This window comes from Mycobacterium zoologicum (genome assembly GCF_020181635.2).
Taxonomy (GTDB): domain Bacteria; phylum Actinomycetota; class Actinomycetes; order Mycobacteriales; family Mycobacteriaceae; genus Mycobacterium; species Mycobacterium zoologicum.
Map to the genome: position 1 here is coordinate 43,602 of NZ_JAYJJS010000010.1, position 23,582 is coordinate 67,183.

A 23,582-nucleotide genomic window follows, 5' to 3' on the forward strand; every position below is an offset into this window, starting at 1 on the left:
TACACATTATCAATTTGTATGGTCAAGAGGCGCCGGTCGCCGAGCGGTAACGTGCGCTCATGCGCACTCACGGCTGGTCGGGCGTGAAACCGGCCGACGACGACGAAGCCGTCGTGCGCATCCTGGAAGCCGCCCGGCGACGGATCGACCACTCCGGTGAGAACTTCGGCATCTCGGATGTGGCCCGGGACGTCGGCGTCACCCGCCAGACCGTCTACCGCTATTTCGCCAGCACCGAAGCGCTGCTGATCGCCACCGCCGTCGCCGAGGTCGATCCCTTTCTCGACGGCCTGGCCCGGCACGTCCGCGGGATCCATGATCCCGCCGAGGCCGTCGTGGAAGGTATCGCGCACACACTGGAACGTCTGCCCGACGAGCGCTACATGAGCCTGCTGCTGACACCGGGCAAGGCCAGTGCCTTCTCGGCCGGTGTCACCTCCGATATGGCCCGCACCTTCGGGCGATCGATCGTCGAACGCTTCGACGTCGACTGGGACGCTGCGGGTTTCGGCGGCGACGGTCTCGATCAGTTGGTCGAATTCATGCTCCGGGTGCTGCAATCCCTGGTCATCGACCCGGGCCGGCCGCCTCGCCGCGGCGAGCAACTGCGGGCCTTCCTGCGCCGCTGGGTGGCGCCGGCGATCACACCGGCGCGGCCGGTTGAACCTGCCGACGCAATGGACGTTGGCGCACGATCGTCGGCCACCAGAACCACGGCCCGTAGATCCGCACCAGGCACGGCACGATGAACGACCGGACGATCAAGGTGTCCAGCAGCAGTCCGATACACACGGTGGAACCGACCTGACCGATGGTGCGCAGATCGCTGGCGAGCATGGCCAGCATGGTGAAGGCGAACACCAGTCCAGCCGAGGTCACCACGCCGCCGGTGCTGCCCAGCGCCCGGATCAAACCCGTATTCAGACCCGCGCCGAGCTCCTCTTTGAGCCGGGCGATCAGCAGCAGGTTGTAATCCGATCCGACCGCCACCAGGATGATGAACGTCAGCGGTAGAATCAGCCAATGCAGGTGTAGCCCGATCAGGTGCTGCCAGATCAGCACCGACAACCCGAACGCCCCGGCGTAGGAGAACGCCACCGTTCCCGGAATCACCAAGGCGGCCACCAGGCTTCGGGTGATGACCAGCATGATCAGGAAGATCAGCACGAACGCTGCGATCGCGGCGATCAGCAGATCGGACTTCGAGTACTGCGCGATGTCCTTGTTGTTCGAGCCGGACCCGCCGATGTAGATCTTCGCCCCGGCCAATGAGGTCTCCTTGAGCGCGATCTTGATCGCATCGGGGAACTTCTCGACGTGCTCGATGCCCTCGGGGCCCATCGCGTTGCCCTCGTGGGTGACGATGAACCGGGCCGCCTTGCCGTCCGGCGACATCATCAGCTGCATCCCGATCTTGATGTCCTCGTTGTCGAAGGCCGGGCGGGGTATGTAGAAGAAGTCGTCACTGCGGGAGGCGTCGAAGTCGTTGCCGACGTTGATCATGTCGTTGAAGGTCTGATCGGTGTTCTGCGCCTGAATACTGGTGGGGCCGTATGTGTTCACGATCAGGGCGCGCAGGGCGATCTGATCCTCGGCCATGGTGTTGAGCTGGGTCACCATCTGCGGCAGCAGACTGTCGACCACCTCCAGGGACCCCACCGCGTCCTTGATGCTCTCGGCGAGCCTGTCGACGTTGTCCATCATGTCCCAGGTCGACCGGAACGCCCAGCAGATCGGGATGTCGAAACAGTGCGGCTCCCAATAGAAATAGCTGCGCAACGGCATCAGGAAGTCGTCCAGATTCGAGATCTGCTCGTTCATCTGATCGGTGACGGCCTGCATGTCCTCCATCGTGAGCACCGTGGAGTGCATCTCATCGGCCAGCTTCTGGGTCAGCGCGATGGTGCTCTGCAACACCTCGACGGTGTGGCCCATGATGTCGGCCTGCTGGGCGGTGTTGGCGTTCTGCTCCCTGGTGAACGGCAACTGCTGCCCGTTGGCGCTGCCCTGCCCGGTGAACAGATACGGCAGCGAGGCGTGCTCGAGCGCACGGCCCATCGGTCGGGTGATGCTCTGCACCATCGCCACTCCGGGCAACCGGATCAGCGCCTTGGCAACGCGATCCAGCGAGATGAAGTCGGCCGAGTTGCGCATGTCGTGATCGGATTCGACCATCAGCATCTCCGAGAACAGCTTGCTCTTGGCGAAGTGCCGATCCGCGGCGGCGAACCCCAGGTTGGCCCGTGAGTCGTGCGGTTGATAGGTGCGGTCGTCGAAGCTGACCTGATAGGTCGGCACGAAGACGGCTCCGGCGGCCACCAGGGCCGCGGAGGCGGTCAGGATCGGCTTAGGCCAACGCACCACTGAGGTGGCGATCCGCCGGTACAGCCGCGCCTTGGCCTTTAGCCGCGGATCGAACAGGCCGATCAGGCTGCCCACACTGAGGATCGCCGGCCCGAGCGTCAGCGCCCCCACCACGGTGAGCACCATGCTGATGGCCACCGCCGGGCCCATCGTGTTGAAGTAGTTCAGCCTTGCGAAGCTCAGGCAGTAGGCGGCGCCTGCGATGGTGAGCCCGGAGCCCAGGATCACATGGGACACACCGCGATAGGCCATGTAGAACGCCTCCTCGCGGCTTTCGCCGTTGTTCCGCGCTTCGTGATAGCGCCCCATCAGGAAGATGCCGTAGTCGGTGCCCGCGCCCAGCGTCAGCGAGACCACCATGTTCACCGCGAACGACGACAGCTGTATGTAGCCGAAGTGGCCGAGGGCGGCGATCACCCCCTTGGCGGCCAGCATCAGGATCAGCACCCCGAACAGCGGCACCAGCATGGTGATGACGGACCGGTAGACCATCAGCAGCATGAAGATGATCAGGAAGATCGTCGCGATCGTGATGTTGTTCAGGCTCTTGTTAGCCGTCGCGACGGTGTCGGCGGCCAATGGTGCTGCGCCACTGACGTAGACCTTGAGCCCCGGCGGTGGGTCGGAGGTGTCGACGATGTGGCGGACCGCGGCGACGGAGTCGTTGGCCTGCATCTGACCTATGTCGCCGGCCAGGCGCAGCAACACATACGAGGCCTTGCCGTCGAGGCTTTGGGCGCCGGCCGCGGTGATGGGACGGCCCCAGGTGTCCATCACGTACTGCACATGCTCGGTGTCGTCTCGCAACGTGCGCACCAGCGCGTCGTAGTAGCGATGGTCCGCCTCACCCAGCGGGCGGTCGGCCTCGAGTACCAGCATCGTCATGCTGGTGGAGGTGGACTCCTGGAACTTCTCGCCGATCGCGAGCATCGCGGCCTGCGAGGGCGCATATGTCGGCACCATCGGCCCGGCGAGCTCCTCGGCGACCCTCTCCACCTGCGGCACAAAGGTATTCGTCACCGCCGCCAGCAGAGCCCAGAAGACCATGATGGGTACGGCCAGCACCCGCACCAGCCGGGCGCCCAACGGGCGCGCCTTGCGATCAACGCTCATGCGGACTTGACCCGGCAGGCGATGTCGGCGTTGTCGCGGGCGTTGGTGTGCTCGTCGCGGACGACGTCGTTGACCAGGATCCGGCAGCCGACGTAGTCGCCGCGCACCTGCACCGAGACGCTGCCCGACACCACCGTCAGCATCGTGGTCTCGTCATGGCGCCACGGCAAGGAGTCCAGTTCGACGGTGTGCGGGTACCCATTGAGGTCGACGTAAGACAGCAGCACACCCGCCCCGGGTGAGCCGAATACCTCGTAGCTCAACGTCTTCGGCGTGAACTGTTCGGGTGCCTGCGGCGGGTTGACCGTCAGAACCGGCCCGGGAGCCGACATCTGGTGCACTTTCCACATCCCGATCGCGCCGAGGCCGAGCGCGACCACCGCGACCAGCGGCAGCCAGGCCCGCGCCAGCAGCGAGCTCACTGCGTCACCGAAACCGGCAGGCGCTTCTTGAGTTTGGCGATCCGCAGCGTCTGGGCGGTCACGTTCAACGAGCCGAACATCGGGATCACCCCGATGAAGGTGCGTTCGGACGGGGTGGCGCCGTGCAGTTGCTCCAGGCTGCCGAGCACATAGAAGCAGCCCAGCGAGAAGATCGCGGCGGGAATGCAGAACGCCAGCGCAGTGCGGTGGTCGTCGATCACCCGGCCGACGAACTCATGCTCCTGCGGCGAGAGCGGCTCGCCCTTGCGCACCTTGGCCAAGACCGCTTTGCGGGCCCCGACTCCCTCGCTGATCGGCAGCGGCGCCCGGTTGCGCAGGCGCCGGATGTGGAAGAACACGCCGGTCGCCGCCACCAGCAGCACTACGAAGGCGGCCGCGGCCAGGTCACCGAACAAGTGCCAGTTCGTGCCGAAGACGGTCCAGTTCATCGCGCCACCCCTTTTTCCGTCGTGAAGACTAGACCGTCTAGTAATCGGACGTCAATGTCCCATAAAGGGACGTGTGAGGGTCTATCATCGCGGCATGGACGTCGCGGAGCTCACCGGTTCGCAATCGCGCACCCGTGCGGCGATTCTCGGTGCGACGGCATCGGTGCTGGCCCGGGATCGCACCGCCACCCTGCCGATGATCGCCGCCGCCGCCGAGGTGGCCCGCTCCACCGTGCACCGCTACTTCGCCGACCGGGACCGGTTGATCCACGAGACCACCCTGGACTCGATCCGCGTCATCGATGAGACGATCGCCGACGCGGCCATCGACCAGGGTCCGGCCCGCGACGCGATGCGCCGGCTGATCACCAGCCTGGTTCCCGAGGGCGACCGGATCGTGTTTCTGTTCGCCGACCCGGCCGTGCTGCGCGATATCCCCGGCGAACAGCTGCCCAACTCGACGCCGATCCTCGATCTCATCGTCCGCGGGCAACGCGAAGGTGTCTTCGACCCGGAGATCAGCGCGGAGTGGATCCGGATCGCGTTGTTCGGCCTGATGATCAAGGCCAGCCGCGAGGCGGCCCACGGCCTGGTGGACCGGCACACCATCGTGCCGACGCTGACCCGCATCTTCGAGCGCGGCGTCGCCCGGGAGCCGTCCTGAGCTCGCGCGCTTCCCGGGCACCGCTGGACCGCCGACTGTGGCGCGGGCACGCTCCCCCGACCGGCTGGCCGCCGAGCGGGACGACGCCGCCGTCGTCGTGACCCGCGGGCTGGACGGTCTGCGCCCCTACTTCACCGCCTACCTGCCCGCGCTGCTGGATCTGATCGCCGGTATCCCCACCCTGCGGGTTTCGGCGGCGCGGCCGAGTGCCCCTCGATACCAAGATTTGGTACCTTCTTATCATGGGCAAGAACACTTCCTTCGTGCTCGACGCGCACTACCAGGCCTTCATCGATCAGGAGATCGCGGCCGGCCGCTACCGATCGGTCAGTGAGGTCATTCGCTCGGCCTTGCGACTACTGGAGGATCGTGAAACCCAGCTACGTGTGCTGCGCACCGCGCTGGAGGATGGCGAAAGTAGCGGCGCGTCCACGCCATTTGACTTCGACGCGTTTCTCGACCGCAAGCGGACCGAAGTATCACGCACCCGGTGACCAGCCGATATCTACTCTCACCGGCCGCGCAGGCGGATCTGGAACAGATATGGGATTACACCCACGAGCAGTGGGGCATTGATCAGGCCGATGAATACCTGCGCGAAATCCAATACGCCATCGCACGCGTTGCGGCGAATCCCCGGATCGACCGGACCTGCGATGAGATCCGACTCGGCTATCGCAAGCTATCGGTCGGTTCCCACGCACTGTTCTACCGGTTGACCGCTGAGGACGTCGTTGATGTCATCCGCGTCCTACACCGCCGGATGGACACAGATTTGCACTTGTGATGGAAGTGCTCATGCGCCCGGGTCGTCGCTGACGATCGTCGCGACATACCCGCTGGCGCCCTGCAGCAGACGCCGGCCACCGGCCGGCAGGTCGTAGGCCATCCGGGCCGGGTGCAGCCTCAGCGCCTCCATGTCGATCACGTTGAGGTCGGCCTTCTTGCCGACCTCGATGACCCCGCGGTCACTCAGCCCGAACAGTTGCGCGGTTGTCCCGGCACTGTTTGCGCACCAGGTATTCCAGCGGCAGCTTGTCGCCGCGATGCCGGTCGCGGGCCCACGGCTGGATGACTCACGTCGGCGATGATCGCCCGATCCTGATCACCGCGGAGGGCCTGCTGATGTACCTCGCCCCGCATGACGCACTGAACCTGATCGCCGAGTGCGCAACACGATTTCCCGGCGGTCAGTTCATCTTCGACTCGATCCCGCATCGCTACAGCCGGCAGACGCATGATTGTCCCGGTTGTCTTTTCGGCGGACGCCGCGCGCCGGCCGTGTCATCATCACCTGCAGCAGACCACCGCTTTTCGCATCCCCGACGTTAGGGCGACAACATGGGTGAACGGGTAATCGACCGACTGATGGGCATCGCCGACCAGTTGCGGGAGCAGGCCGGCGAAGCCGAGCGGATCGGCCGACTGACCGATGAGACCGTCAAGGCGATGAAGGACGCCGGCTCGATCCGGTTGCTGCAGTCGGCCAAACACGGTGGATTCCAGGCGCATCCGCGCGAGTGGGCCGAAACCGTGATGGCCACCGCGGCACTGGACCCGTCGGCGGGATGGGTCAACGGGGTGGTCGGGGTGCACCCCTACCAGCTGGCCTACGCCGATCCGCGGGTGGGCGACGAGATCTGGGGCACCGACGTCAACACCTGGATGGCCTCGCCGTATGCGCCGCAGGGTGTGGCCAAGCCGGTCGACGACGGCTACATCTTCAACGGCCGGTGGGGATTCAGCTCCGGTACCGACCACTGCGACTGGATCATTCTCGGTGCGATCGTCGGCGACGCCGACGGCGTTCCGGTGATGCCACCGGCCATCCTGCACATGATCCTGCCGCGCTCGGACTACGAGATCGTCGACGACTCCTGGGATGTGGTGGGGCTGCGCGGAACCGGGTCCAAGGACGTGATCGTCAAAGACGCCTTCGTTCCGAGCTACCGCACGATGGACGGCATGAAGGTGATGGACGGCAGCGCCCAGCGCGAGGCCGGCATGACAGATCCGCTGTATCTGATGCCGTGGTCGACGATGTTCCCGCTCGGCATCTCCTCGGCGGTCATCGGTATCGCCGAAGGCGCGCTGGCCGCCCATCTGGACTATCAGCGGGAACGGGTGAGCGCCACCGGGACCGCGATCAAAGACGACCCCTATGTCATGTACGCGATAGGGGAGGCGGCCGCCGACATCAACGCCGCCCGGCAGGAGCTGCTGGCCAACGCCGACCGGATCTACGACATGGTCGCCGCCGGCAAGGAAGTCAGCTTCGCCGACCGCGCCGCGGGGCGCCGCACCCAGGTTCGTGCGGTGTGGCGCGCGGTGGGCGCCGTCGATGAGATCTTCGCTCGCTCCGGTGGTAACGCGCTGCGGATGGACAAACCGCTGCAACGGTATTGGCGCGACGCGCATGCCGGGCTCAACCATGCGATCCACGTGCCCGGGACCACGTTCCACGCCTCGGCGCTGAGTTCGTTGGGCATCGAGCCGCAGGGCCCGCTGCGGGCGATGATCTAAAGGCGCGACCGCTACCCGCGGGCCGGCGCCATCCGCTTGAGTGCCAGCCCGCCTTCGAACGGCCGGTAGCCGAAGCCGCCTGGGGACACATATCCGGTGTCGCCCAGCGGTGTGGCGACTTCGTCGACGGTCGGCCCGATCCTGGCGGCGACGGGCGCCAGCGCATCCAGGTCGAACCGGTACAGCCGGGCCGCGTTGCCGCCGAGGATCTTCCGGCACTCGTCCTCGGACCGGTCATGCAGCGCCCAGCGGATCGCCAGTTTGGAGTGCGGCGCGAAACCCTCCTCGTGCGGGTAGTCGCTGCCCCACATGATGTGGTCGGCCCCCAGGTAGTCGATCATCGACGACTCGTAGGGGGTCAGCTCGCTGGCCAGGTAGACATTCCGCCGGGCGTATTCGCTAGGCAACAGGGTCATCTCGTCGACGGAGGACCCCCCGAACATCCCGTAGGTGCGGTTGTGCGCCTCGGTCTTCATCATCGGCACCATGACGTCGAGCAGCATCAGCTGTTGCTGCACCCACATGGTGCCCTGCTCGGTCGGGACGAATCGCAGCGTCGGGTACCGCTCGAAGACTCCGGCGAGGATCAGGTGACTCAAGGTTCGCTGGGCCCACGTCGCCATCTCGGTGATGAGCACCGGGTTGGAGGCCGGCTGGTCCATCGGCATCTCGGGGCTGCCGGCCCCGGCGTGCTGCACCACCGTCAGGTCGAGTTCCGCGCACAAGGCCCAGATCGGTTCGTAGCGGGTGTGAAACAGCGGGGCCACCTGCGGATCACCCGGTGATACGGCCGGGATGAGCACCCCGCCGAAGCAGTCCTGCGCGGCACCCCAGCGAATCTCCTGGCACGCCAACTCGATGTCGTTGGGGAAGATCTGAATCAGACCGCGACGTCGCGTCGGGGCCAGCGCGCAGAAGTCGATTTGCCACCGGTTGTGGGCCTGCACTCCGGCCCAACGCTTCTCGAAATCGTCGCGGGTGCGGGGCAGGCTGATGGTGATGTTGGGGGTGGTCGGGAAGAACGGTGGAACGGTGTTGGGCAACAACACCTCGGCGGCAACGCCGTCGGCGTCCATGTCGGTGATCCGCAGGTCGTGATCCCAGTTCCGGCTGGCGGTCGCGATGATCAGGTCGTCGAACGGGCTCTGGTATGTCTTTGCCCAGGAATCGAACTCGTCGTGCAACCGCGCCGGCAGATACCGCTTGTAGTCGTAGAGATCGGCCCCGGCGTGCGTGTCGGTCGAGATGACGACGTAGCGATCCATCGTGGTTTCCTCAGTTCTGCACCAGGTCGGGGATCGGCTCGGCGTCGGTGAGCCAGTGCCGGCCGATCTCCCGCGCCGCCTCCCACTTCGGGATGCTGACCGCGTCGTCCTGGCCGAGGTCCGCGGGCGTCGGGCCGATGCGCGCGGCCAGCGGCGCCAGCGCCGCGAGATCGAAGTTGTACAGCTCAGCTGCCGCCAGGCCGAGCATCTGTCGGGTCTCGTCGACCGGAATGTCCCAGAAGGACCGCCGCAGCCAGTCGAGGGTGTGCGGCCAGGTCCCTTCCGGGTGCGGGAAATCGTTGCCCCACAACATGTTGGAGACACCGATCTCGTAGCGTCTGGCCAGCTCTCGGCGCTCGGTGGTGGTGGCCCCGATGAAGCAGTTCCGGTCGAAGTAGGCCGACGGCGGCATCGTCAGGTCGCCTTCCATGTGATGGCTCATCTTCTTGGCCGAGTGCTCTCGCAGGAACCGGGTGTCCATCAGCCAGAGCAGATCGTTGGCCCAGAAGGCGCCGCACTCGGTGACCCCCCAGCGCAGGCCGGGGAAACGCTCGAACACCCCCGACCACAATGCGAACCACAACGGCCGGGCGCCCCACCAGCGCACCTCGGTGACGTAGATGCCCAGGTGCCCGCCGTACTCCTCCTGCGGGGCCGGCCCGGAGTGGGTGTGCACCGGCATCTGCAGGTCTTGGCAAGCGGCCCAGACCTTGTCGTAGCGGCGGTCGTGGTACGGCGGGTAGCCGACCCAGCGGGCCGGGATCAGGATCCCGCCCCGCAGCCCGGATTCCGCCGCGCGGGTGATCTCGGCGACCGCGGCATCGACGTCGGCCAGGATCGGCACCACCGCGACCCCGGCGCGCCGCTCGGGGCTGTGGCTGCACAGTTCGGCGAGCCAGCGATTGTGGGCCCGCGCCCCGGCCATGGCGCGTCCGGGGTCCAGGTCGCCGGACTGGCCCAGGCCGGCCCCGAACGGGGCCCCGGCGACCCCGGTCACCGCGTCGGCGTCGGGGAAGATGACCTCACCGACCACCCCGTCACCGTCGAGTTCCCGATCCCGCAGCGCCACATCCCAGCCGCCGGCGATGCCCTCACCGTGCTCGTCGAACCACTCCTGGGCGAACTCCTCGTCGATGAACCCGCCGGCCTGCGCCGCGGCGGTCTTCTCGGCCAGATAGACCTCGAAGTCGTCGAGGTATTCGGGGTCGACGTACTCGCGGTACCGCTCAGTCGGCAGTTCGGCGTGGGTGTCGGCGGAGATGATCGTGTACGGGTCCATAGGGCTTCCTTTCGCCTACCAGGTACGGATGGGGTCGGGTTCGAAAACGGTGCTGCTCGCATCGGCGGGTAAGTCCACCAGTGGTTCGGCTACCTCGGCCACGGTCGGGCCGATCCGCTCGGTCAACGGCGCCAGCGCCGCCAGGTCGAAGCCGTAGACGGCGGCCGCGTTCCCACCGAGCATGGCCGCCACCTCGGCGGGAGGGACACCGGCGAAGGTGTGCCGCAACGCTTCCCGGGTATAGCGGCCGGTCCCCTCGTAGTGCGGGTAGTCGCTGCCCCACATGATCTTCTCGACGCCGATAGCGTGCCGTTCGGCGCACTCCACGGGCCGCATGAAGCTGGCGCCGACGTAGCACTGCCGGGACCAGTACTGGCTGGGCTGCAGGCTCAGCGAGCCGGCGGTGGGTCCGGCGAAGCGGGAGATCGCCGAACCGGGCCGCGCATAGCGGGCCGCCGCGACGTCGAGCGAGTCCAGCGTCGCCGGTATCCACCCGGCGCCCTGCTCGGTGAAGACCACGGTGAGGTCCGGATGGCGATCCAGTGCGCCGGAGAAGATCAGGTGCCACAGCGCCCGGTGCGCATACCAGTGGGTCTCGTAGACCCATACCGCGAACGAGCTGCCCCACCCGTCGGTCGGGGTCGGTCCGGCGGTGCCGCCGTGGTGGTTGACCACCACACCCGCCTCGTCGCAGGCCGCCCACAGCGGCGCCCAGTGCTCGGCGTAGAGCTGCGGGATCGCAGCGCCGGGGGCGACCCCGGGCAGCAGCACCCCGCCGCGCAATCCGAGTTCGGCGATCCGGGCGACTTCGGCGACGGCTTCGTCGAGGTCTTCGAGCAGGATCTGGCCCACCCCGGCGCGCCGCTCCGGTGCTCGCGAACAGAAGTCGGCCAGCCAGCGGTTGTGCGCCCGCAGTCCGGCCCAGCGCAGCTCGACCTCGCGGGCGTTCTCCGGGGGCGGAGCGGCCAGGCTGCCGCTGGGGAAGAACGGAGGCACGGTATTGGGGTAGATGATCTCGCCGGCAACACCTTCGGCGTCCAGATCGGCGTTGCGCCGCTCACTGTTCCAGCTGCGTTCGGCATCGGGCTCGGTGAGGTCGCCGAAGGGGTTGACGTAAGTCTTCGCCCAACTGTCGAATTCGTCCCGGAAGCCCGGATCCAGGTATTCGCGGTAGTCCAACAGGTCGGCGCCGGCGTGGCAGTCCGCCGAGATGATGGTGTAGCGGTCCATGGACTTAGGCCCGCGCCGACTCGGGCCGGGGGGCGGCGAGCAGGGCGACATCGTCGTAGCGCTGGTGCACATACGGCAGCAGCCATTCGGCGGGCACCCGCTCGGCGATCCGCCCCACCTGGACGGTGCGTCGGCGGCACCAGCTGATCGAACGGATTTCGCGAATCACGATGTCGGCCACCGGATCCAGCGGGGACTCCCCCAGTTCGACTGTGCCTTCGATGTTCTCGAGTACCTCATAGTGCCGGTGGTATTCGCCGTAGACCAGGTGCGGGTCGGTGATGCCGTTGCCGTCGGGGGCACGCAGGAACTTGAAGTAGAACTCGGTGTTGATCTGGTCGGGCGGCAGCTCCGCCGGGCCGGTCACCCGGCCGGTGACGGTGACGAGCTGATGGCCCAGCCGGTTCACGCCGGCGGTTATGCGATCGCCGTCGCGCTCCACCTCGATGCGTGCGATCTTCTTGGGCTCGCCGAAGGTCTCGCGCCCGCCGGTGACCGATTGTTCGGTGGATTGCGGCATGAACAGCGGATAGTCGCCGGCGATGTCACCGTGCCGGGCGGTCACCGAGAACACCGCCGAGGTGAACGTCGGCATGCCCTCGATGCGGACCCGCTGCAGCTGGACGCGCACCAGCGGTTCGGCGGCCGGTTCCAGCGGCCGGGGCAGTACGGCCGCGACGATCTCCGGATCGGTCAGGTAGGTGATCGTCACCGCCTCGGTGGCGATAGGCGCCCTGGTGGCATCGATCTCATGGTCGACCCGCTCCTGCGGGGGCCGCGGGCCGTAGCGAACTGCGATGGTGCTCAAGGCCTTCCTCCTTCATCCGAGGTGCTCTCGGCGTGCTGGACCAGCACGTCGACCAGATAGTCGGGTTCGCCGCGCGCCAGGATCGACTCGGCCTTCTTGCTGACGACCTGATCGGCCGCGGTGGGCGGCCCCATCATCCAGAACCGTTCGGCCGCAATGCCGTCGATCACCAGGTCGGCGACAGTGTCGAGCGGGGTGAACTCGACGTGCGCGCCGGCGGCTTCGAAGCGGTCCACCACGCCTGCCAGCGTCGTCTCCGGGGTGCGGCGTTGCTGGGTCGCGGCGTAGCGATCCGGCCGATGCCGCCACGACTCCCAGATCCCGGTGTTGAGGAAGCCGCCCGGGAACAGCACGTGCGCCCGCACCCGCGTCCCGGTCATCTCCAGATGGGTGTAGAGGCTTTCGGTCAGGCAGAGCACCGCGGCCTTGGTCATCGGGTAGACGGCGGTGGCCGGGCCGCCCATGGCGCCCCGGGCGATCGGGGCGAATCCACCGTTGCCCGAGCAGGTGTTGATCAGGTGTCCCTCGCCCGCCTCGAGCAGGATCGGCACGAACGCTTTGATGCCGTGGATGACGCCCAGCACATTGACGTCGATTCCCCACCGCCAGTCGGCCAGGTCGTGTTCCCACAGGTAGCCCTCGGAGACCGCGCCGGTGCCGGCGTTGTTGCACACCACGTGCACCCCACCGAATCGATCGCGAGCGGCGTCGGCCAGTGCCTCGACCGAGGTGTAGTCGGTGACGTCGGTGACCACTCCGGCCGCCTCGATCCCCTCGTCGGCGAGAGCTCGGGTCGCCTCCCGCAGCGGTTCGGCGAGGACGTCGGCGAGCACCACCTTCATGCCCGCCCGACCGAAACGCCGGCCCAGTGCCTGGCCGATACCACCGGCGCCCCCGGTGACGACCGCCGTCTTGCCTCGAAGGTCCGCGACTCTAGACATTGTGGGCATCGTCACATGGTCGCGTATACCACCGCAATAGGTCGCACTATGCGACCACGCGGCTATGGTTCTGCCATGGCCGCCCGTCCCTCCCCGCAGACCGAGCGAGTGGTGAACCTGTTCGAGCACCTGGCGGGTGTGGCTGACGACGGCATGACCCTGGCCGAGGTGTCACGTCATCTGAGCGTCCACAAGGCCAGCTGCCACTCGATGCTGTCCGAACTGCTGCGGGCCGGCTGGCTGCTGCGTGACCCGGTTCGCAAGACCTACCACCTGGGTCCTGCCCTGGTCCGGCTCGGCAGGGAGGCGGCCGGCCACTATCCGGCCCTGGTGTTGGCCCGCTCGGAGATGGCCGAGTTGTCCGCCGCCACGGGAGCGCACTGCATCGCCTTCTCGGTCAGCGAGGACTACTCCACCGTCGTCGATCAGGTCCGCAGCCGCCACGGCGGCGGTCACCCGATGCCGATCGGCACCCAGTTCCCGCACCGCCCGCCGTATGGGGCTTCGATCGCTGCCTGGTCCGGGCCGCAGGTGCGCGAGGACTGGCTGGCCGCCCTTCCCCCCGAGGTGCGCGATCGCTACCGCCACGCGCTTGCGGCCGTGACGCAACGTGGCTACGCGGTCGGCCTGCATATCCTGCCTGATCTGCGGCTGCAGGAACTCGCGCTGATCGTGCGCAGCGCCGAGGTTCGCTCCACCCGGTTGAGCCAACTGGCGCAGGCGCTGACCGACGAACTGATCCATACCGAGGAGTGGTTCCCGGTCAGCCTGGCCCCGGACCGCAGCTACGAGGTGAGCCACATCGACTCCCCGATCCTGGGGCCGGATTCGCGGGTCGCCCTGATGCTGAGCCTGGTTCCCAGCGCCGCACCGATGACCGGGGCGACCGTCATGCGGTTGGGGACGCAGCTGCATGAGGCGACGCGCCGACTCAGCGCCGCCTTGGCTGCGGAGCCCGCCAGCCGGTAGGCGCGCTAGGGTTCTCTGGTCGGTGCCAGCAAACCCGCCGACAGAACGGTTGAGTCAATTCATGACCGCACCAGAAGCATCGGCAATGGAAGCCCGCGTCGGCCACTACTACCAGATGGACGGCACGTACCTGGTCGGCCGGGAGAAGGTACGTGAGTACGCCCGCGCGGTACAGGACTACCACCCCGCGCACTGGGATGTCGCCGCAGCGGCGGAGATGGGCTACCCGGAGCTGGTGGCGCCGCTGACGTTCACCTCGACTCCCGGGATGAGCTGCAACCGTGAGATGTTCGAATCGGTGGTCGTCGGCTACGACACCTACATGCAGACCGAAGAGGTCTTCGAGCAGCACCGCCCGATCGTCGCCGGCGACGAGCTCACGATCGACGTGGAGCTGACATCGGTGCGCCGGATCGCCGGCCGCGACCTGATCACCGTCACCAACACCTTCACCGACACCGCGGGCGAAGTGGTGCACACCCTGCACACCACCGTCGTCGGCGTCACCGCCGAGGACATCGGCCCGGACGTCAAGTCCGCGGTGCACCGCGCGATGATGCACGACGTCAACATCCTCGACATCGGGCAGTCAAACGCCAACTACGTCAAGACGACCCGGCCCGGCCCCGCTGCCCCGCTGTCCACCGGGGGCCTGACCCGCACCCCGGCGACACCGTCGTTCGACGAGGTGAAGGTCGGGGACGCGTTGCCGGTGCACCACACCCGGCTCTCGCGGGGCGACCTGGTCAACTACGCCGGGGTGGCCGGCGATGCGAACCCGATCCACTGGGACGAGGAGATCGCCAAGCTGGCCGGGCTGCCCGACGTGATCGCGCACGGCATGCTCACCATGGGCTTGGGCGCCGGCTTCGCCTCGACCTGGACCGGCGACCCCGGGGCGGTCACCCGCTTCGCGGTGCGGCTCTCGGCCCCGGCGATCGTGTCGGCCAAGGAAGGCGCCGACATCGAGTTCAGCGGCAAGATCAAGTCACTCGACCCCGAGACCCGCACCGGGGTGATCCTGGTCGGCGCAAAGTCCGCCGACAAGAAGATCTTCGGCCTGGCGACGCTGGGCGTCCGCTTCCGCTGACGCCTCAGCCGGGAACGGCGGCCCGCAGCGACGCCAGGGCGGCTGTGCTCAGCCGGGCGAGTTCGGTTGCCTCAGCGGAATCAAGTGCGGTAGTGAACAAGTCGGTCATCCGCCGGTTGGTCATCTGCTCGATCTGCGCGTACTCGTCGCGCTTGCCGGCGCCGTCGGGGTACGGTTCGGGCCAGCCGAACATCGCGGCGTACTGCGGCCCCTTGTTGAGCATGTGTGCCTCGATCGGGGTGACACCGGAGATGCACAGCGCGCCGAAGTGCACGGCGGCGCGCAGCTCCCGCAGCACGAACATCACCTGCAGTGCCCGGCCGGCGGGGTCGTCGGCCAGCGGCATGGCCCGCCATCCGGCGAACAGCGGCAATCCCGCGGGCGGCGTTGCGGCGATGATCTTCTCGCCCAGCGCGGCGATCCGGTCCAGCCCGTCGGCACCGGCCAGGTACTTACGCCCGAACTCCGCGGTCTGCTCCCAATACAGCTGCGCCGCACCGGCGGCGCCGCGCACCGCAACACCTTCGTCCCACATCGCGCCCAGCGCAGTCGGTTCGAACACCGCGAACACCGACGCAACGGTCGCACCGGTGGCCTCGCCGAGCACTCCCCCGCGGCCGGCGACGTAGCCCGACAGCGGGTTCGTATAGCCGGCGGCGATACTGGCACCGAAGGTCTCCGGGTGCAGCATGAAGGTCGCGACGGCCTGTTCCATCGCGGTTCCGGTCGCAACAACAGCGTCCAACAATTCGGTCTCGCTCATGGGGCGTGTCTCCTCTTTCGGATGGGATGCGACCAGTGTTGCATCAGCGTTCCGGCGGTGCGCCCCACAGTCCGGCCGGGCGGGCAAGCAGACCCAGCACCGCATCGCGCAACGTCGGCACCATCGCGGTGGGCCGCAACGATTCCGGATTGAGCATCCACTGGTAGCCAACGCCGCGCAACATCCCCTCGATCACCGCCGACGCCGCGACCGGATCGATGTCGGTGCGCGCGGTTCCGTCCTGCTGCGCTTCGACGATCCAGCGCCGCAACCTTCGCCGGTAGGACTCGTCATGGCGGGCCAGCAGTTCCCGGATGGCCGGTTCGAGCCCGGGTGCCTCACTGGCGAGCACCTGCAGTACCCGCGCCGGTGTCGGATCGTCCTCCAGTCCGGCCATCGCGACGTCGATGGCGTGCGCCAGCGCGGGCATGCCGCGGCGCGGTTCGGCGGATCCGATGCGGTCATCCCAACCGCGGGCGATCTCGTCGATGATCTTCTCGACGATCTCCGACTTCGACGCGAAGTGGTAGTCGGCCAGGCCGCGGCTGTAGCCGGCCCGCTCCCCGATGCGGGCCATGGTGGCGTGGCCGAAACCGCCTTCGGCGATCAGCGATTGGGCGGCTTGGATCATCTTGCGCTGCGCGGCGGTGCCGCGTTCCTGCTTGCGCGGCGGCGGGTTGGGCGCGGCCATGATTCAGCGCCCGGTGAACCGCGGGGCGCGGCGCTGGGCTGAGGCGGCGACGCCCTCACGGAAGTCCTCGGTGTGCTGCAGCCGGGTCTGTTCGGCCAGTTCATGATCGGTGGCCGCCGCGACGGCCTCCGCCAGCCCGGCACGCATGGTGGCGCGGATGCTGGCCAGCGACTGGGGGGCCGCGGCCGCGATGCGCTGGGCGAACCGCAGCGCGGCGGGGCGCACGTCGCCGTCGGCGGCCAGCTCGTCGAGCAGCCCGGCCTGGTAGGCCACCTCGCCGCCGAACCGCTCACCGGTCAGATCCATTCCAGTGCCCGCTGCTGCCCGATGACCCGAGGCAGGGTCTCGGTGATCCCGAAGCCCGGGTGGAAACCGAGCCGGCTGAAGTTGGCGGCGAACCTCGACGACGGCGACCCGACGCGGAAATCCGCGCTGAGCGCCAGCCCGAGTCCGCCGCCGATCGCGGCGCCGGCCACCGCCGCGACGACCGGTGTCCGGGCCCGGAACAGGCGCACGGCCTGGCGGTAGAGTTCGGCGGCCGAGGCGCCGTCCCCGGTGTTGCCGGACAGATCCGCACCGGCGCAGAAGTTCTTGCCCTGCGAGCACAGCACGATCGCCCGGCAGTCGCCGGCGGTGTCGAGCCGCTCGTAGGCATCGGCTAGATCGCGGATCAGGGTGGCGTCGAAGAAGTTGTTCGGCGGCCGGCGCAGCTCGATGACAGCCAGCTGCCCGACGAGCTCGACAACCAGATGCGGCGCGGTCACAGCCGGTCCAGAAATTCGACGACAGCGGCGTTGAACGCCTCGGGCTGATCCATGTTGGCGGCGTGCCCGGCGTCGTCGATGACGACCTTGCGGGCATCGGAGATGCGGCGCGCCAGGTATTCGGCCGGCGCCAGGAACTTGGTGTCGCGGGCTCCCACCACCACCAGGGCCGGCACCGTGATGCCGTCCAGTGATTCGATGACCCGGGCGTCGTGTTGGGCCATGATGCCGCGGGCGGCCCGCGGCAATCCTTCGGGATGGGCGTGGACCGCTTGTCCGGTTTCGGCGGTGATACCCGAAAGGGTTTCCCCGCGTTCGAGTTTCGTGGCCTGGCGCTCCACCCAGTCGTTCCACCCGGCGCGGGCTTCGTCGTTGCGGTAACCCGGCCCGGTGTCGACCAGCAGCAGCCCCGCCACCCGCTGCGGGTAAGCGAGGTGGAACGCCAGAGAAAGGTAGCCGCCCAACGACATTCCGCCGATCACCGCCCGCTGCGCACCGGCCTCGTCCAGGACGGCGGCCATGTCCTGCACGCTGAGCCGCTCGCTGTAGTGCGCCATGTCCGCCGGGGCGTCGCTGTCGCCGTGTCCGCGCAGGTCCCAGACGATCACCGGCCGATCCGCTGCCAGCGCAGCGATATTGGCGTCCCACATGGCGGCGGTGGCGCCGAAGCCGTGGGTGAGCAGCACCGGCACTCCGCCGGCCTGCGGGTTGTGCACCCGGTAGGCCAGGGTTACCCCGTCGGGCCGCTGCAGGCGGTTCATCGCGACACCGCCGTCACCACCGCGGAGCCGGATTGGATGGCGGGGTAGAGCGCATCGGGGCCCGCGGCCACCAGGGTGTGGCCGAGCAGGTCGGCCCACCGGTGATGACCGCCGCCCTCGGTACGCCAAGCCCACAGTCGCCGGGTGAGGTGGTGCAACGGGTACTCCTTCGTCATTCCGATGGCGCCGTGCGCCTGATGTGCGGCGCGTGCCGCGAGTTGGGCGCCCCGGTCGGCGAGCACCTTGGCGCAGGCGATTTCGAAACCTGCGGTGCCCGCCTCGACGGCGGCGACCGCAGCCTCGACGGCGGCCGCCACCACGGTGGCCTGTTGGTGGATGGTGACCAGATGGGCCTGCACGGCCTGGAACCGGCCGATCGGGCGCCCGAACTGCTCGCGTTCGGAGGTGTAGCGCAACGTCATCGCGGCCACCGCGCTCAGCGCGCCGCCGATCAGCACCGCTCGGCCCAGTGCGGTCCGCTCACTCAGCGCCTGCTCGGTGACCGGCGCGCCGGCGCGGGCGGTCACCGCCACTCCGTCGAACCGCAGGGTGTCACGGGGCTCGTCGGCGAGGTTGACCGCGCGATCGCAGGTCGGCCCGCCGGCGACCGGGCCGGGGGCCAACACCACGACGCCGTCGACGAGGGCGATCAGGTGCTGCGCCCGATGGCCCCACGGCACGCCGTGCACCGTGCCGAACAGCCGGTCGCCGTCGAGCCGCAGCGATCCCGGCGGCAGCACGGTGCGGACACCATCGGGAAGCGCCAGCCCGGCGGCGGTCAGCAGCCAGCCCCCGACCAGTCCGGCCTCGGCGAGCGGTACCGGTGCCGCGTGGGCGCCGGCGGCGCGCAGCAGTTCGGCTACGTCGGCCACGCTGCCGCCCGATCCGCCGAGCTCTTCGGGGACTCCGACGTCCAGAAATCCGGTCTGCCGCAACGCCTCCCACAGCGGCGCGGACCACCCGGTGGTTTCGGCGTCGGCGACCGCCTGCCATCCGCTGTGCTCGGCGAACAGCCGGTCTGCGGCGCCGCGCAGTTCGCCGGCACTCATGTGAGCCCCTTGGCGGCCACCGAACGCAGCACCTCGGTGGTTCCGCCGCGGATGGTGAACGACGGCGCGTCCAGCACCGCGCGGCGCAACAGCCGTTCGAACAACGATGGCGGGTGCGCCGGATCGAGGTCGCAGATCAGCTCCCGGTCCAGCAGGTCCTGCAGTGCGGTCACCACGTCCTGTTCGAATCGGGTGCCCATCTCTTTGATCAGGGCGGCTTCGGCAGCGGGGGTCTCGCCGGCGTCGATGGCCCGGGCCACCGCCAGGGAGAGCCGCCGCAGCACCCAGTACTGAGCGGCCTGCTCGCCGATCAGCCGGCGACCGGCGACACCGGCCGCCAACTGCGGGTGCTCGCGGATGAACTCCTGGACGAGCAGGAACGTCGAGATCCACCGGTCCGGGCCGCTGCGTTCGAACGCCAGTTCACTGGTGTTCTGGGCCCAGCCCTGGCCGATCTCGCCGATCACCAGGTCGTCGGAGACCGTCACGTCGTCGAAGACCACCTGGGCGAAGTGGCCGGTGCTGCCGTCCAGGTAGGGAATCGGTTCGACGGTGACGCCGGGGCTGCGCATGTCGATCAGGAAGCGACTGAGCCCCTCGTGCCGGGCGCCCTGGGAGAACTCGCCGGTGCGGCACAGCGCGATCATGTAGTCGGCGGCCATCGCGTTGGTGGTCCATACCTTGGTTCCCGAGACCCGCCAGCCGCCGTCGGTGCGCACACCCCGGGTGCGCACCGCCGCGAGGTCGCTGCCGGCGTCCGGCTCGCTCATGCCGATGCAGAAGCACACCTCGCCCCGGCAGATCCGCGGGAGCAGCCACTGCTTCTGATGCTCGGTGCCGTAACGCAGCAGCACCGGGGCGATCTGGCGGTCGGCCACCCAGTGCTGCCCGATCGGGGCGCCCCAGCGCAGCAGCTCCTCGACCACCACGAAACGGTCTACGGCGGTGGCTCCGGGCCCGCCGTAGACCGCCGGCACCGCCATCCCGACCCAACCCCGCTCGGCGAGTGCCGCGGAGAACGCCGGGTCCACCGGAGCGCCCATGCCCAGGCCAGGCTCGAAGGTTCCGGCGGGCAGCCGCTCGGCCAGGAAGGCACGGACCTGCGCGCGCAGGTCTAGTTCTGCTGCGGTGAGTTCAGCCGACGGAAGCTGCACAACGGGAGGTTAGCGCAGAGTCTTGCGCACCAACAAGGGTTACTAGAACTTCAGCGGTATACCGTCCCGGCCGGTAGCGCTCGTCAGCGCTTTTCTTTGCGTATCAACAAGTACTGTACGGCCGCGCGAACAACGACGAGATTGACAGTTCATCAGCAGCGCGACTACAGGAAAGATCCAGTTCGCATACAGCTACTTTCCAGCTAGCCCTGCGTACTATTCAGTCGACTGAGGCGCCGAATCCGGAAGGAATTTCACCCGAAGAAATTCGGCGCTGGCCGGCGCATAAAGCCCGGCCAATGTTACAGCCGGTCAACCCCCGGCCGCTTGTGACCTCTCTGGTTTTCAGTTAACCGAATAAATGTCGTCAAAACACTTACGCGGGTGGGCGATCGGCACCAGGAGCACCATCCCAGCTGCCTCACAACAGATTTCAACCGGCAGCTGGTCCACTACTAAATGAACAATGTCGGACGCTGTTTACATCAGGACCCTGAATAGACACCTGCTGTTTGGGATTTGGGGTTCTGTAGCACGGTTAAGGCGTCAGCGGTCGAGACGCGCGGTGTAAGGAGTTACCCGAGATGGATTTTGCTGCATTGACGCCGGAGGTCAATTCCGGTCGCATGTACTCGGGCGCTGGTTCAGCGCCGCTGCTGGCTGCCGCGTCCGCATGGGACGCGCTCGCGGCCGAACTGAGTTCCGCCGCGGCGGCATACGATTCCACCCTTTCGACCCTGGCCGGAGAGTGGTCCGGTCCGTCGTCGTCGACCATGACGGCCGCCGCTGAGCCGTACGTGACCTGGATGACCTCGACGGCGGCGCAGGCCGAACTCACCGCCGGTCAGGCCCGCGCCGCTGCAGCGGCCTATGAGGCCGCCTTCGCCGCGACGGTTCCGCCGCCGGTGGTCGCAGCGAACCGGGCGCAGCTGGCAACGCTGGTCGCGACGAACCTGCTCGGGCAGAACACCGCGGCCATCGCGGCCACCGAGATCCACTACGCGGAGATGTGGGCCCAAGACGCCGGCGCGATGTACGGCTACGCGGGCGCGTCGGCAGTCGCGACCCAGCTCACGCCCTTCAGCGAGCCGCCGGAGACCACCAATCCGACCGGTGCGGCCAGTCAGATGGCGGCATCGGCCGAGGCAACCGGAGACTCGGCGGCGTCGGACATCGCGCAGCAGGTCTCCCAGTTGCTGACCGCGATGCCCAAGGCGCTGCAGTCGTTGGCGTCCAACCCCGTCGGCACCGCGGCGGCGACAACATCGGGTTCATTCCTGGACAACTGGAACCTGATCTTCAGCACACTGACCGGGTACACAACCCCGCTCGGCTGGACGACAATCCCCGGTGGCTATTGGCTGGCGTTCGGGCAGCTGTACTCCTGGATCATGAACGGGATGGCCGCGCAGGCCTACCTCGCCGGCCCCAAAGCCATCACCGGAGCACTGTTGCCGCTCGCGCCACTGGCGCCGACCGCATTTCCCACCGCCAGCCTGAGCAGCGCTACGGGATCGCTGGGCAACGCCGCGGCGGTCGGGAAACTGTCGGTGCCGCCATCCTGGACGACCGCGGCGCCCGCGACCAGACTCGTCAGCATGACCTCACCGCTCCCGGCGACCGTCGAAGCCGCCCCGCTGGCCGCGGTCGTGGGCCAGGACGCCATGTTCGGGCAGATGGCGCTGTCCAGCCTGCTCGGCCGCGGAATGGGCGGTACCGCAACCCAGACCATGGGCGCGGCGACGCGATCCCTGCGAAACAGCGGCGGCGCCGACGCCTTCGGCCCGATTCCGCCTGGTGAGGCCGATCCGGCCGCAGCCACCATCATCGTGATACCGGCACCCGATGAGTGAGCCGACGATGACCAGCCGTGGCCCCGCCCACCTGACCCAGTCGCACTCGACCAGATAAGGGTGTCGAAATGTACTTCTCGCTGATACCGCCGGAGATCATCTCGGCCAACATGTACGCCGGCCCCGGATCCGGGTCGCTGAGTGCCGCTGCCACCGCGTGGGGGCGCCTCGCCGGCGAATTGAGCGCCGCCGCAGCTGAATACGACGCGGTGCTCGCCTCGCTCGGCGGTGAATCGTGGACCGGCCCGTCCGCCGCGGCGATGACGGCCGCCGCCCAGCCCTACGTCAGCTGGATGTCGACGACCGCGGCCACCGCGGCTCAGGCGGCCACCCAGGCGCAGGCCGCGGCCACCGCCTACGAAGCCGCCCATGCGGCAACCGTTCCGCCGGAAGTCGTTACGGCCAACCGCACCCAGAACGAGATGCTGTACGCCACGAACTACCTCGGCCAGAATCTCGCGGCCATCGCGGCCAACGAGGCCGAGTACCTCCAGATGTGGGCGCAGGACGCCGCCGCCATGCAGACCTACGCCGCATCGGCTGCCGCGGCCACCAAGATCACCGCCTTCACCGAGCCTCCGCAGACCACCACCGGGACCGCCGCAGCCACGTCAGCGGCCAGCGCGGGGTCGGCGGCGGCCAGCGCGGGCAGCAACTCGATCATGGACTTCCTGGGCAACCTGGCGACCCAGTACAACAACTTCGTCAACAACCTGCTCATCCAGCTGACCGGCAATCCGAATGCTGCGACCGGCTTCGCTTCGGTGTTCTCGGCTCTGAAGGGTCCGGCGGGCCTGACCACGCCGTTCAACGACATCTCGCTGCTGACCAACTTCCCGATCCAGAACTTTCTGAAGTTCGGAACGCCGATAGGCCGACTCTTCGAAGGCCTGCCGCTCACCGGTCTCAGCGCCGGGCTTCGTGCCGGAACCTCCGCCGGCCTGTCCTCGGCGGTGTCGGCCGGTATGGCCGAGGCCAACCTGGTGGGGAACCTGTCCGTGCCGCCGAGTTGGGCTTCGGCCAGCCCGGCGATCCGGTTGGCGGCCACCGGGATGCCCGCCGCGAGCCTGGCCGCCGCGCCCGCGTCGGGGATGGCCGGGGGCCTGCTCAACCAGACGACCCTGGGAAGTATGGCCGGCGGCGCCCTGGGCGGGGTCAACCCCCGCGCTGTCGCCGCCGGCGGCACCGGGCGCATCCGGATCCAGGGCGGCAAGGCCAAGACCCCGGTCAAGCTCGACGCCGTGATCGCCAAACTGCAGAGTCAGCCCGAGGCCGTACAGCACTGGAACGTCGACCAGGCCGGCCTGGACGACCTGCTCGAAGAACTGTCCCGTAAGCCCGGCGTGCACGCCGTGCACCTCAAGGGCGGCAAGAAGCGCACCGGCGCCGAGACGGCCGCCACCACTCCCCTCAACTGACACCCACCGACG

At 68.1% G+C, this 23,582-nt stretch carries 22 protein-coding genes and 4 pseudogenes; 11 read left to right on the forward strand and 15 right to left on the reverse strand.

Going from position 1 to position 23,582, the window contains the following annotated elements; genetic code table 11:
• The first annotated feature begins 59 nt into the window (after positions 1-59).
• Positions 60-749 (forward strand): TetR/AcrR family transcriptional regulator, encoded by a 690-nt coding sequence (locus tag K6T84_RS10395; RefSeq protein ID WP_225400981.1) that lies wholly within the window; start codon positions 60-62, stop codon positions 747-749.
• On the opposite strand, the gene K6T84_RS10400 is transcribed toward K6T84_RS10395, so the two are convergent.
• The 3 genes from K6T84_RS10400 to K6T84_RS10410 form a co-directional block, all read right to left on the reverse strand.
• Complete coding sequence (locus tag K6T84_RS10400) at positions 643-3,477, reverse strand: MMPL/RND family transporter (protein WP_225400982.1); 2,835 nt, start codon at positions 3,475-3,477, stop codon at positions 643-645. The two genes, K6T84_RS10395 and K6T84_RS10400, sit on opposite strands and share 107 nt — an antisense overlap.
• Positions 3,474-3,827: an MmpS family transport accessory protein gene (locus K6T84_RS10405; protein WP_408066091.1), complete on the reverse strand. Its 354-nt coding sequence runs from the start codon at positions 3,825-3,827 to the stop codon at positions 3,474-3,476. Before K6T84_RS10405 ends, K6T84_RS10400 begins: the two co-directional genes overlap by 4 nt.
• 68 nt (positions 3,828-3,895) lie before the next feature.
• The gene (locus K6T84_RS10410; protein WP_225400983.1) at positions 3,896-4,348 is read right to left on the reverse strand and encodes a hypothetical protein; all 453 of its coding nucleotides are present in this window, start codon (positions 4,346-4,348) and stop codon (positions 3,896-3,898) included.
• Positions 4,349-4,442: 94 nt separating this feature from the next.
• Between K6T84_RS10410 and K6T84_RS10415 the strand changes: the two genes are divergently transcribed.
• From K6T84_RS10415 to K6T84_RS10430, 4 genes and pseudogenes are all read left to right on the forward strand, one after another.
• Positions 4,443-5,012: a TetR/AcrR family transcriptional regulator gene (locus tag K6T84_RS10415; RefSeq protein ID WP_224863903.1), complete on the forward strand. Its 570-nt coding sequence runs from the start codon at positions 4,443-4,445 to the stop codon at positions 5,010-5,012.
• A 34-nt stretch (positions 5,013-5,046) separates the two neighbouring features.
• Positions 5,047-5,169: pseudogene (locus tag K6T84_RS10420) on the forward strand (hypothetical protein); the annotation flags it as partial.
• An 85-nt stretch (positions 5,170-5,254) separates the two neighbouring features.
• Positions 5,255-5,506 carry a type II toxin-antitoxin system ParD family antitoxin gene (locus K6T84_RS10425; protein ID WP_225400984.1) on the forward strand — a complete coding sequence of 84 codons (252 nt, stop codon included), beginning with the start codon at positions 5,255-5,257 and terminating at the stop codon, positions 5,504-5,506.
• Positions 5,503-5,799: a type II toxin-antitoxin system RelE/ParE family toxin gene (locus K6T84_RS10430; protein ID WP_225400985.1), complete on the forward strand. Its 297-nt coding sequence runs from the start codon at positions 5,503-5,505 to the stop codon at positions 5,797-5,799. Before K6T84_RS10425 ends, K6T84_RS10430 begins: the two co-directional genes overlap by 4 nt.
• Before the next feature lie 27 nt (positions 5,800-5,826).
• Here the strand turns inward: K6T84_RS10430 and K6T84_RS10435 are convergent.
• A pseudogene (locus K6T84_RS10435) lies at positions 5,827-6,076 on the reverse strand (amidohydrolase family protein); the annotation flags it as partial.
• A 4-nt stretch (positions 6,077-6,080) separates the two neighbouring features.
• On the opposite strand from K6T84_RS10435, the pseudogene K6T84_RS10440 reads away from it, so the two are divergent.
• Together K6T84_RS10440 and K6T84_RS10445 are read left to right on the forward strand one after the other, a co-directional pair.
• Positions 6,081-6,248: pseudogene (locus tag K6T84_RS10440) on the forward strand (class I SAM-dependent methyltransferase); the annotation flags it as partial.
• Positions 6,249-6,353: 105 nt separating this feature from the next.
• Positions 6,354-7,535: an acyl-CoA dehydrogenase family protein gene (locus tag K6T84_RS10445; protein WP_225400986.1), complete on the forward strand. Its 1,182-nt coding sequence runs from the start codon at positions 6,354-6,356 to the stop codon at positions 7,533-7,535.
• An 11-nt stretch (positions 7,536-7,546) separates the two neighbouring features.
• On the opposite strand, the gene K6T84_RS10450 is transcribed toward K6T84_RS10445, so the two are convergent.
• From K6T84_RS10450 to K6T84_RS10470, 5 genes are read right to left on the reverse strand one after another with little or no spacing between them, the layout of a single operon-like run.
• A complete protein-coding gene (locus tag K6T84_RS10450; protein ID WP_225400987.1) occupies positions 7,547-8,800 on the reverse strand; it encodes an amidohydrolase family protein in 1,254 nt (417 codons plus the stop codon).
• A gap of 10 nt (positions 8,801-8,810) precedes the next feature.
• Entirely contained in the window at positions 8,811-10,079 is a 1,269-nt protein-coding gene (locus K6T84_RS10455; protein ID WP_225397830.1) for an amidohydrolase family protein, read from the reverse strand.
• Positions 10,080-10,094: 15 nt separating this feature from the next.
• Positions 10,095-11,309, reverse strand: a complete 1,215-nt coding sequence (locus K6T84_RS10460) for an amidohydrolase family protein (RefSeq protein ID WP_225400988.1) — start codon at positions 11,307-11,309, stop codon at positions 10,095-10,097.
• Between the two features lie 4 nt (positions 11,310-11,313).
• Positions 11,314-12,117: an acetoacetate decarboxylase family protein gene (locus K6T84_RS10465; RefSeq protein ID WP_225400989.1), complete on the reverse strand. Its 804-nt coding sequence runs from the start codon at positions 12,115-12,117 to the stop codon at positions 11,314-11,316.
• Positions 12,114-13,067, reverse strand: coding sequence for an SDR family NAD(P)-dependent oxidoreductase (locus K6T84_RS10470; protein ID WP_225400990.1), 954 nt, complete (start codon positions 13,065-13,067; stop codon positions 12,114-12,116). Before K6T84_RS10470 ends, K6T84_RS10465 begins: the two co-directional genes overlap by 4 nt.
• 66 nt (positions 13,068-13,133) lie before the next feature.
• On the opposite strand from K6T84_RS10470, the gene K6T84_RS10475 reads away from it, so the two are divergent.
• Together K6T84_RS10475 and K6T84_RS10480 are read left to right on the forward strand one after the other, a co-directional pair.
• Entirely contained in the window at positions 13,134-14,027 is an 894-nt protein-coding gene (locus K6T84_RS10475) for an IclR family transcriptional regulator (protein WP_224863894.1), read from the forward strand.
• Positions 14,028-14,088: 61 nt separating this feature from the next.
• The gene (locus K6T84_RS10480; RefSeq protein ID WP_225400991.1) at positions 14,089-15,117 is read left to right on the forward strand and encodes a fused (3R)-hydroxyacyl-ACP dehydratase subunits HadA/HadB; all 1,029 of its coding nucleotides are present in this window, start codon (positions 14,089-14,091) and stop codon (positions 15,115-15,117) included.
• A 4-nt stretch (positions 15,118-15,121) separates the two neighbouring features.
• Here K6T84_RS10480 and K6T84_RS10485 read toward each other — a convergent pair whose 3' ends face one another.
• From K6T84_RS10485 to K6T84_RS10515, 6 genes and pseudogenes are all read right to left on the reverse strand, one after another.
• Positions 15,122-15,880 carry an SCO6745 family protein gene (locus K6T84_RS10485; protein WP_224863892.1) on the reverse strand — a complete coding sequence of 253 codons (759 nt, stop codon included), beginning with the start codon at positions 15,878-15,880 and terminating at the stop codon, positions 15,122-15,124.
• Positions 15,881-15,923: 43 nt separating this feature from the next.
• The gene (locus K6T84_RS10490) at positions 15,924-16,571 is read right to left on the reverse strand and encodes a TetR/AcrR family transcriptional regulator (RefSeq protein ID WP_225400992.1); all 648 of its coding nucleotides are present in this window, start codon (positions 16,569-16,571) and stop codon (positions 15,924-15,926) included.
• Positions 16,572-16,574: 3 nt separating this feature from the next.
• Positions 16,575-17,335, reverse strand: a pseudogene (locus K6T84_RS23885) (enoyl-CoA hydratase/isomerase family protein).
• Positions 17,332-18,096, reverse strand: a complete 765-nt coding sequence (locus K6T84_RS10505) for an alpha/beta fold hydrolase (protein ID WP_224863889.1) — start codon at positions 18,094-18,096, stop codon at positions 17,332-17,334. Before K6T84_RS10505 ends, K6T84_RS23885 begins: the two are co-directional and overlap by 4 nt.
• Positions 18,093-19,145, reverse strand: coding sequence for an acyl-CoA dehydrogenase family protein (locus tag K6T84_RS10510; RefSeq protein ID WP_225400993.1), 1,053 nt, complete (start codon positions 19,143-19,145; stop codon positions 18,093-18,095). The genes K6T84_RS10505 and K6T84_RS10510 overlap by 4 nt, the downstream gene beginning before the upstream one ends.
• Positions 19,142-20,299, reverse strand: coding sequence for an acyl-CoA dehydrogenase family protein (locus K6T84_RS10515; RefSeq protein WP_225400994.1), 1,158 nt, complete (start codon positions 20,297-20,299; stop codon positions 19,142-19,144). Before K6T84_RS10515 ends, K6T84_RS10510 begins: the two co-directional genes overlap by 4 nt.
• A 584-nt stretch (positions 20,300-20,883) precedes the next feature.
• Here K6T84_RS10515 and K6T84_RS10520 point away from each other — a divergent pair.
• A complete protein-coding gene (locus tag K6T84_RS10520; protein WP_225400995.1) occupies positions 20,884-22,152 on the forward strand; it encodes a PPE family protein in 1,269 nt (422 codons plus the stop codon).
• A 68-nt stretch (positions 22,153-22,220) separates the two neighbouring features.
• Entirely contained in the window at positions 22,221-23,570 is a 1,350-nt protein-coding gene (locus tag K6T84_RS10525; RefSeq protein WP_225400996.1) for a PPE family protein, read from the forward strand.
• The last annotated feature ends 12 nt before the right edge of the window (positions 23,571-23,582 follow it).